The organism is Salmonella sp. SAL4457 (assembly GCF_046548235.1).
GTDB lineage: Bacteria > Pseudomonadota > Gammaproteobacteria > Enterobacterales > Enterobacteriaceae > Salmonella > Salmonella enterica.
In genome coordinates, this window is record NZ_JBGDZO010000007.1 from 106,169 (window position 1) to 116,855 (window position 10,687).

Consider the following 10,687-nt stretch of genomic DNA (forward strand, 5'->3'; position numbering starts at 1 on the left):
ACGAAATGGACTTTTCTCAGGTACGTCAGTGAAATCGAAAAAGTGTGTCGGTTTTTTACCCTGGCTGCTGCTATGCGCCCTCAGTTTAACGCCTTTCTTCGCGCAGGCCGTGCGAAGCAGCGGCGCATGGCAGGAACTCACTGAGCAAACTGCGGCTATTAATGGCACTCCGCCTCAGGCCGACAGTGTAACGATCCCGGTATATCAGGGCAGCGTGCAGTTGCGCTCTGATGCGGCGAATCCTGTTGACTACTCCGCGAAGCCCAGCCAGTTCAGCACCAGTGATGCTGGCAGCGCGCTGACCTTAACCAATCCGCACGACACCGAAGGCGATATCTTCGCCGTGCCGCCGCTGGTCTGGCAGGCTGAACGCGCGCCCACCGTCACGCTGGTGTGGGCCGACGCCGCCACGCCGGACACGCCGCTTGATCCACAACCCGTCAGCAATATAAGTTTCTGCGCGCAGAATCTGGCGGGCCGCCATCTGGTGGTCTGGTCGCAACTGGATACCTCAACCGCCATACCGCCGCTGTGGTTGCTTACCCGCACCGGCGTGCCTTATAACACGGCGGTCGAAGTGCTTGATCAAAAGTTTGCCGTGGATATCGCGCCCGCCGTGGGCGACCCGGTAACGCTCGCCGCCGATCATCTGGATGAGTCGCTCAACGCCGCGAAGGTCAAAGCGGGCGAAAGCATCATGCTGACGGTAACGACCAAAGACTGCGGCGGCGAACCGGAGGGCAACGTTGATTTCGTAATTACCCGCGGCGACGCGCAAAACCGCCAGGGCGTGGTAAACAATGCCGCGCCGGTGCGCGTCGGCAACACCGAACTGACCACCACCGCCACGGAATATCACGGTACGACCAACGCCGAGGGCGTGGCGACCGTGGTCGTCACCCAGGCGAACGGCCCGGGCGTTAAAACGCCGCTGATAGCGCACCCGTCGAGCGCGCCAGCGCTGAAAGCCAGCGTGGACGTGATTTTTACCACCCTCACCAGCCCGGACAGCAGCAGCGCCAACATGTACGGTCATATGGCAGAGACGTCCACCGCCACGGTGGACGGCGCAAGCTACACCTTTTACCGCCCCAAACTGGCGGCGGAAACCGACGGTGAAGACCGCACCGCCAGCATCAACAATGAAACCTGGGCGCAGTTCAACTGGGGCCACGCCGACGCGCACTGCGATATTCTGCCGGATGCGCGCCAACTGGAAGGGTTAAAAATTGCGCGCGGCGATCTGGCCACCACCCTCGGCTGGCCGGTAGGGCTGACATCCGGTGATGAAGAGTACTGGTCCTCCTCCCAGGGATCGACTGCCACTGACCATATCAGCATTGATATGCGCAGCCGCAGCCTCACGCAGATGCCGGACGCCACGCAATCGCTGGTTAGCTGCGTGGATAAAGCCCCGCCTGCGGTCACGCCGAAATTAGTGATTAGCGCCGATAATTTTGATTCAACGGTCAACGCGGCGAAAGTGAAGGTGGGCGAAGAGATCAACATGAAGATCACCGTCACCGACAGCGCCACCAATAAACCGCTGCCTTATCGCTACTTTAACGTCTACCTGGGCGACGAGCAAAATCGCCAGAATCAAAAGAACGCCGATATTGATAGCGGGCATCAGTGGACGGATGATCCGGTAATTATCACCAATCTGGCAGGCAGCGACGGCCACTATCATGGCGTCACCGACGCCAACGGTCAGTTCTCGCTGGTGTTGACTCAGGATAAGGGTGCGGGCGTATTAACCCCGGTGCGCGTGGTGCTGTTCGACGGCACGGAAGCGACGCAGAACGTGATTTTTACCGTCGTCACCAGCCCGGACGTGGCGCAGGCGCGCATGTGGGGCCATATGCAGGGCGTGGTGGAAGCGGGCAATATCTACAAACGCCCGCTGCTGGCAGAAGAGGCCGCGCAGGATACCGGTTCCGAATTTGAGAATAACGAATACTGGGCGACGTTTAACTCGGTAACGGCGGCGACGAACCAGTGCGGTACCGGCCAGGTGCCGGGGCAACTGCTATTGGATACGCTGTATCAGGCCCATTCCGGTAACGCGATGGAAACGACCTACGGCTGGCCGACGCAGAAACACAGATATATCGCGGCGGATACTGATGGTTCCACCACCGCGCACGTCAACCTGGCGACCGGCGCGGACAGCATGTTCAGCGGCGCCGAACCGAACTATCTCTCCTGCTCCGGCAATGAGTTGGTGACCAGTCTGGACGTTTACTTTAATGGCGATGAGTCGTTACGTAATGCGGTAGCCAAAGTCGGCGAACAAATCACGATGAACGTCCATTCCGTTAATGCGCTGAACGGGTTAAGTGTGCCCAACGCCAGCTTTACCGTCACCATGTCGCACGGCAAAAATCGCGACAACGCCACCACGGGCTTTACCGATCCCAGCGACGGAACGCTGGTGATGGGCGGAACGCCTTTCGGCTCTTCCCGGGCGTCGATGACGTACCAGGGCATGACCGATGCCGAGGGCAACGCCACGCTGGTGATTGAACAGCCGCAGGGCGTGGGCTTGCTGACGCCGCTGAGCGTCCTGCCGGTCAACTCACTGATTACCACGCCCATCAACCGCAGCGTGAAATTTACCGTTCCCACCAGCCCCGATACGCCGGAGGCGCAGATGTGGGGCCATATGGCGGACACGCTCACCGTGGGTGGTATGGAATTCCAGCGGCCAAAGCTGGCGGCGGAAGCGACTGCCGCCACCCGTACCCAGGAGCAGGATAACGAAACCTGGGCGCGTGTCAGCCACGCCGACGCGCTGAATAACCCCAACGCCGGGGGCTGCGAGGCCGGCCATCTGCCGCGCGCCGATCAGCTTGCCGCACTGTATGCCTCCAGCGACGGCAATAAAATCCACACCGTATCCGGCTGGCCGACGACGTATGACTACTGGTCTTCCACCTTCGCCAGCGCCGCTACATGGCAGGCGGTATCACTGGCTGCGGGCGGCTATACCGCTTCCGGCGATGCGTCGGACTACGTGAGCTGTCTGGTCAGCAAAAATCCGACGGCGGCGTCTATCACCATTGAGCCGGTGGATGCGGCATTGTGGTATAACGCAAACAGCGAACACGCGGTGAAGGTGAAAAAGGGCGATACGCTCCAGCTTAAAGTGACGGTAAAAGACGCCAGCGGCAATCCGCTGCCGCAAGCGCCGTTCGTGTTAAGCCGCGGCGACGGCTATACCCGCCAGGGGGAGAAACATATCGCCGGTAGCGGCGACGGCATCGTCTCGGCGGTGGTGATTGACGGCGATTCGCTCAACGACAGCGCCACCCAAATCGGCGGTATGACCGGTGAAAACGGCAGCAAAATCATCAACGTCACCCGCCCGGATGCCCACGGGACGAAAGTCGCGATTACGGCGGCGCTGTACAATAACGCCAGCGCGACGGCCAGCATCGATACTATTTTTACCGTGGTCACCAGCCCGGACAGCGACAAAGCCAAAATGTGGGGCCATATGCCGGAAACGACGACGGCGGCCAACGGCGAGGTGTTTAAGCGCCCGCTGTTATCGGCTGAAATCGCCAGCGGCGTTACCCACGGCGACAATACGGAAAACAACGAAGCGTGGGGAATCGTCGATTTTGAAATGGCGAACGACGCCTGCGGCGCGGGATACGTGCCGACCCTTGCCGATATGCAATCGCTGTACGACGCCAGGCCCGGCGGCGCCATGAATACGCAGCAGGGCTGGCCGCTGGACGGTAAAAACTACCAGGACAGCACCGCCGATTTGAGCCGGAGTACGCAAAACCGCTACGTTAAGTCGATTAATCTGCGCGACGGCGGCGTCGGTTCGCTATTGTGGAATGAACAACTCTATTTTGTCTGCCTGCAAAACGCCCATCCGGCGGCGACGCAGATAACGCTCACTTCGCCTGTGTATAACGACAGCGACGGATTCGCCAAAGCGAAAGTCGGCGAGACCATCCCGGTCATCATCACCACGCGGGATGCCCAGGGCAACCCGGCCGCCGACACGCCGGTTATCTTTACGCGCGGCGACAGCGTCGGGCGCGCGAATCAGGAGGTGAATAGCTCGGCGGCGGCGGATATACAGATAAACCACAGCGACGGGCGTAGCAGCGGCGCTAACTATTACACCGCCACGGGCGCCGACGGCACACTGACGCTGAATATCAGCCAGGACAGCGGCGCGGGCTTTAAAACGCCGCTGACGGCGGCGATAGAACACAACGGCGTAACGAGCGCGCCGCTGCCGGTCATCTTTACCGTGGTCACCAGTCCGGACACGCCGAAGGCCAACTACTGGGGCCATATGGCGGAAACGCTGACCGACAGCAGCGGCGTGGCGTACAGGCGTCCGCTGCTGGCCAGCGAGTTTAGCGCTACGCCCGGCAAAACGCTGACCATCGCCAACGGCTACTACGACAAAGGCGAAACCTGGGGCATGATAACCGTCGATAAAGCCTGGAACGGCACCGGTGGCGGCTGTGGGCGCGACACGCTACCGACCGTAGCCAACCTCCAGACGCTGTACGGGACATACCCGGATAACGCCATGCGCAGCCGTAACGGCTGGCCGATGACCAGTTCAGGCAACAACAACGTCAGCCGCTACTGGTGGGCGGGGGATTACGTGATATCGTCAGACGGCACGAAGTCGCTCTATGCGGCGGTCAACCTGTTTAACGACGGCAATGATGTCAAAACGACGACCAGCACCTCGATGTACTACATGCAGACCTGTCTTGCCTCGCCGCGCAGCGCCGCCGCCAGCCTGACGCTGACGCTGGCAGGCCAGGATGAAACCACCGGAAGCGCAAAGGCGAAGAAGGGCGAGCAGATGGCCGCCACCATCGACGTGAAAGACGCCGCAGGTCAGCCGATGAAAAACGTGATGGTGAAAATCAGCCGCGGATCTTCGTACAATCGCGCCAACAGCGCCACATCGTCCTCAAGCGTCACAGACGATATTACGCTGCGTAATGTGATGCCGTCCGGCCTGGCGACATACCTGCTGGATACCTCGGCGAAATATCTGTATGCGCAAACTGATGCCCAGGGACAGGTGACATTTACCCTTGCGCAGGATAGTACCGCCGGTTTAAAAACCACTATCAGCGCCGCCACGATGGACGGCAGCAACCTGACAGACAGCAAAGACGCAATCTTTACCGTAGTGACCAGCCCGGACAGCGATAAGGCCAAATACTGGGGCCATATGCCGGAAACCTTTACCAACAGTAAGGGGGTTGAATTTAAGCGACCGCTGCTGCGCGCTGAACTTTCTTCAACGGCGGACACGTCGGGTTATACGGAAAATAACGAGACCTGGTATACCTGGAGCCGTTATCCGAATATGTATCAGGACACCGCCAGCCCGTGCGATCGGCTGGGGTTGCCGACGGTAAATGATTTACAGACGCTATATACCGATTATCCCAATGGAGCACTCACGACAACGCTTGGCCTACCGGTGGCATCAGGAAAATATTGGGGGGCGGGTAACTCAGTACCAGATGCCACGCACTCAGACAGTCAGTTTCAGTATGTCAGACTCAGCGATAATAATACGCTGACAACCAAAGCCAATACCGCCACGGCGCAGCTTTGTCTGGCAAAGCGCCGGGACTTGTCGATAGAACTCACCTCCAGCGACATGGATGCGGATAAAGGCGCTCCAGTGGCGAAGAAGGGCGAGAGCCTGCCGTTGACCGTCACTGTGAGGGATGGTTCCGGCACGCCGCAGCCCAATACCGCTATCCGTTTGGGACGAACGCTTTCGATAGACCGGGCGGGTGTCGTTGATGGCAGTTCCGGCGGAGGCATGGTACTCACATCGGTTGCGCCGTCTACGGGCTCAATGACGTTTAACTGCACGGTATCTTCGTGCACAAGTTATTGGTATGGCATTACGGATGAGGATGGTAAAGCGCAACTCGAAGTGACGCAGGATGATTCCCGTGGCCTGAGAACACCGCTACAGGCGATGCTTGTCGACGATCCGCTGACAGTTAGCGATATGGACGTCATTTTCACCGTCATTACCAGCCCGGACAGCGATAAAGCCAAATACTGGGGACACATGCCGGAAACCGTGACCAACAGCGCGGGCGTGAAGTTCCGGCGTCCGCTGCTGGCGGCGGAGATGACGTCGAATAGCGGTACTTACCTGGTTAACAATGAAACATGGCCCTTAGTCACCGCAGCGAACACTGAAAAAGCGGGCGCAACCGGCTGTGATGCGGAATACCAGCCGTTGTCGGGCGATCTGCAAACGTTGTATAGCGACAATCCTAACGGCGCAATCGGTACAAATTACGGCTGGCCGGTGGCGGGGAACAAATCCTGGTGGGCGGCGGATCGTGCGCCGAATACCGGATATTACCAATTTATAAACCTGAATAGCGGCGGTAAGGGCACCGCCAGTTCATCGACTGCCACCGGCGCTCAGGTGTGTCTGGTCGAGCCGCGTACTTCTACTCCTGCCAGTATTACGCTGACCTCGACGGCGATGGACAGCGCGAAAAATGCGGCGGTAGTGGCGAAGGGAAGTGCGATGCCGTTAACGGTGACGGTAAAAGATAGCAGCGGTAACCCGGTCGCCAACGTCGGTTTTACGTTGTCACGTGGCGATTCGAAAAATCGGGCAGGTATGGTGATAACGGATGGCGACGTGGCAGCGGATGCCGGAGCAGACGATCTCATGCTTAAAGAGCTGACTCCCGCAAGCGCCAGCCAAAGTATGACCACCACCGGGATTGTCTTTACCGGCACTACCGGCAGCGACGGTACGGCAACGTTTACGCTTAATCAGGATAAAAGCCTGGGGTTGAAAACGCCACTCACGGTGAAAGTGACGGACAATACGACTCTTCACGCATCGCTGGATGTGATTTTTATGGTACTTACCAGCCCGGATACGGATAAAGCGTTGTTCTGGGGAAATATGTCGGATACGACATCCGTCAACGGAAAAACGCTGCATCGTCCGTGGCTTCAGGCTGAGATGCTGTCAGGCGTAACGCCAGTATTTACCAACGGAGTGCATGCAAATAACGAGTACTGGGCGATGGCGCATACGGTGGACAACACGAAATGGGATATTGCCAAACAGTGCGGTAGCCTTAGCAAAGCACCGGATAATAACGACCTGTTGACGCTGTATCATTCAATTAGCTCGTTAGGCTGGCCGACGCAGGGCTATCCCTATTTATCTAAATCAACCTCAAGCGGCGGCATGTATTGCGGCGTAGATGAGAATACCAAGAGTCAAAACTGCGCCATTAAGCCGGCAGGCTCAGCGGGTTATGCGACGTGCGTGGAGTAACGTATTATGCGTCTGGCACGAAAATAATCTGCTTTTCACATTCAATTGAGCTTCATGAAAAAGTGAAAGTAGCATTCATTGAAAAGTATATGTTCTGCTAATTGGCGTCACCACCGTTTGCCACGCGTGTGTAAAAGCGCCGTCTCCCTTCTGCAACCCGGCATCTGGCGCTACGTATATACTCTAAATAATTCGAGTTGCAGGAAGGCGGCAAGCGAGCGAATCCCCGGGAGCTTACTAAAGTAAGTGACTGGGGTGAGGGAACGCAGCCGCAGCACATGCAACTTGAAGTATGACGAGTATATTTAAAATAACGCCAGGTGTCGCATGATAATCACACCTTTTTGTTTCACGCATTTATTTATTTTAATATATGAAGTTATTAAATGTTATTCACGACATAAATATTTATTAAATGGATGAATTTATTTATATCAATTATAAATCAACCAGAAATTGACCTGGCATTGAAATAAGCCTTGAAATTAGTTAATAATTTGGCTTGGATAATATATTGTTTCAGGTGATTGCAACCATTCATAGAGCTGTATTTTTGTTATTTATTATTTAACTCATTGATAATGTAGCATTTAAAGGCTATTTGTAGCCCAATCAAAATCCAGTTTGCTTCGTGAACGTTATTAAAGGGAAATTTAAAAATTGAACAGGACTTACAGTATTGTCTGGAGCGCCGTGCGAAATATGTATGTCGTGGCTTCAGAATTGGCGCGAGGCCACAGCAAAGTTAAAGCGCAAGTATGCGCGAGTGAAATCCATTCTCCAAACCAAAAGTCCGAATATGGACAAATAATAAAAGCAACGCGCGCGGCGCTGGCTTGCGCCGTGGCTGCGGCACTCGGATTTTTCAGCCCGCTGGCTATGGCCGATAATCAGGTATCATATGCTGATGCGCAGCCCCACGTTCTGGATGCGTCAACGCCGCCGATGAGCTATTCGGGCACCGATGAAGGCGCGGCGCTATATGTCTCGGGTGTCGCCACCGTCGGCTGGCAGCCCACAAAGGTCACAGGGTCGGGGCTCGTCATTGAAACAAGCGGAGGCGGAGCTGATGATCCGGATGGCGGTAAGTACGTTTCCAACGCCATTTCGCTGGATCATTACGCTATCCTTGAGCTTACCGACGCGCAGATAACCACTACGGGCATTTACACCCAGGGTATTTCCGCAGCGGATGGCAGCACACTGACGTTAACGGACAGTACGCTAACAATTGACGGCAATTTCGGCGTAATGACATTGTATACGGGTTCAGAAGCGACGCTGAACGACACCACTGTTCAGGCGGCTAACGGCAGCAGCGTGCAGGTGCAACAAGGCAGTACGCTGAACGTGCTGGACGGTAGCAAAATCACCCTGGCGCAAGGCCAGATAAACGTTGTTGCCGGAAACACCGCGACAGACGAGGGTTCCACCCTGAACCTGTCGGATAGCTCGGTCAGCTCTGCAGGTACGATGAGCACCATCCAGGGTACCAATAAGGCCGCTCTTAATCTCACCAACGCGACCATAACACATACCAATGCCAGCGGCGCGGCGGTGCAGGCCAATAACGCCACTACCCTGGATATTTCAGGCGGCAACATTACCTCTGCCGGTATGGGCGTGTATATTCTGGCGTCGGACGCCAGGAGCGACGGCGCCACCATCAACGCCGACGGCGACGGTATCTTTATAACCAGCAAAAGAAAACTCGACGGGTATGAAGATCTCAACGCGCTGACGGTCAACAAAGCACAGGTTAATTCAGACACGATTGCGCTGCATGTGGACACTGGCACGACGATTAACGCTCCTATCGTGCTGACCGACAGCACATTTGAAGCGCCGGAAGTGATCAAGCTGGGCAGCAAGGCGGTAATTCAGGCCAACAATACGACATTGATCGGTGACGTTGCTCAGAGTGACATGTCATCGTCATCGCTCTCTTTAAGCCAGGGGTCCACGTTAACCGGTAGTGTAGATGCGATGTTTACTACGCTGTCGCTCGACGACACCAGCCAGTGGAACATGACCGACCCGTCAACCGTCGGCAATCTGACCAACGACGGCGATATTACGCTGGGCAACGCGAGCGGTTCAACAGGTACGCTGCTGACGGTGGGCAATACCCTGACCTTGCAGGACGGCAGCCAGATAAACGCGACGCTGGATACTGCCAACAGCTCGCCAATTATCAAAGCCGCCAACGTCACGCTGGACGGGACGCTGAACCTTAGCTCAACGGCCACCTTTGTCGCGCCCGAAACCGACGAACACTTTGGATCGATCACGCTGATTGATTCGCAAACTGCGATCACTACCGATTTTGACAGCGTAACGCTGGATGCCGACACCTCCGCTATGCCGGATTACCTTACGATCAACGCGGGCGTTGATGCGAATGATAATACCAACTACGAGCTGTCTACGGGCTTGAGTTGGTACGCGGGCGCAAAATCTGCGCGCGCTGCGCATGGCACTTTTACCGTTGATGCAGGCAGTACCTTTACCGTCACCAGCGAACTGGACGAAACCACGGCGACCTCCGACTGGAACGGCAGCAAGCTAACCAAACAAGGCGACGGCACGCTGATCCTCAGCAACACCGGCAACGACTACGGTGATACTGAAATTGACGGCGGCATTCTGGCCGCCAAAGACGCCGCCGCGCTCGGCACTGGCGATGTGACGATTGCAGAAAGCGCAACGCTTGCGCTGAGCCAGGGCACGCTGGATAACAACGTGACCGGCGAGGGCCAAATTGTCAAAAGCGGTAGCGATGAGCTGATCGTGACCGGCGATAACACTTACAGCGGCGGCACCACTATTTCCGGCGGTACGCTGACGGCTGACCATGCGGATTCGCTGGGTACCGGGGCTGTTGCTAACAGCGGCGTGCTTCAGGTCGGCGAAGGCGAGCTGGAAAATACGCTTTCCGGCAGCGGCTCGCTGGTGAAAACCGGCACAGGCGAGCTGACGCTAAGCGGCGACAACACTTACTCCGGCGGCACCACCATTACCGGCGGTACGCTGACGGCTGACCATGCGGATTCGCTGGGCAGCGGCGATATCGATAACAGCGGCGTGCTTAAGGTGGGCGAAGGCGATCTGGAAAATACGCTTTCCGGCAGCGGTTCGCTGGTGAAAACCGGTACCGGCGAGCTGACGTTAAGCGGCGGCAACGATTACTCCGGCGGCACCACCATTATCGGCGGTACGCTGACGGCTGACCATGCGGATTCGCTGGGTACCGGAGCTGTTGCCAACAGCGGTGTGCTTCAGGTCGGCGAGGGCGAGCTGGAAAATACGCTTTCCGGCAGCGGTTCGCTGGTCAAAACCGGTACGGGCGAG

At 56.9% G+C, this 10,687-nt stretch carries 3 protein-coding genes; all 3 read left to right on the forward strand.

Annotated features, from left to right (window positions below; genetic code table 11):
* Window positions 1-28 precede the first annotated feature (28 nt).
* Complete coding sequence (gene ratB / locus ACLJNW_RS19675) at window positions 29-7,336, forward strand: DUF823/DUF824 repeat adhesin RatB (protein ID WP_058663588.1); 7,308 nt, start codon at window positions 29-31, stop codon at window positions 7,334-7,336.
* Window positions 7,324-7,437, forward strand: a complete 114-nt coding sequence (locus ACLJNW_RS19680) for an IS1 family transposase (RefSeq protein ID WP_001667815.1) — start codon at window positions 7,324-7,326, stop codon at window positions 7,435-7,437. The genes ratB and ACLJNW_RS19680 overlap by 13 nt, the downstream gene beginning before the upstream one ends.
* Window positions 7,438-7,996: 559 nt before the next feature.
* The coding region (locus tag ACLJNW_RS19685; protein WP_410961058.1) for an autotransporter-associated beta strand repeat-containing protein at window positions 7,997-10,687 on the forward strand (2,691 nt) is incomplete at its 3' end.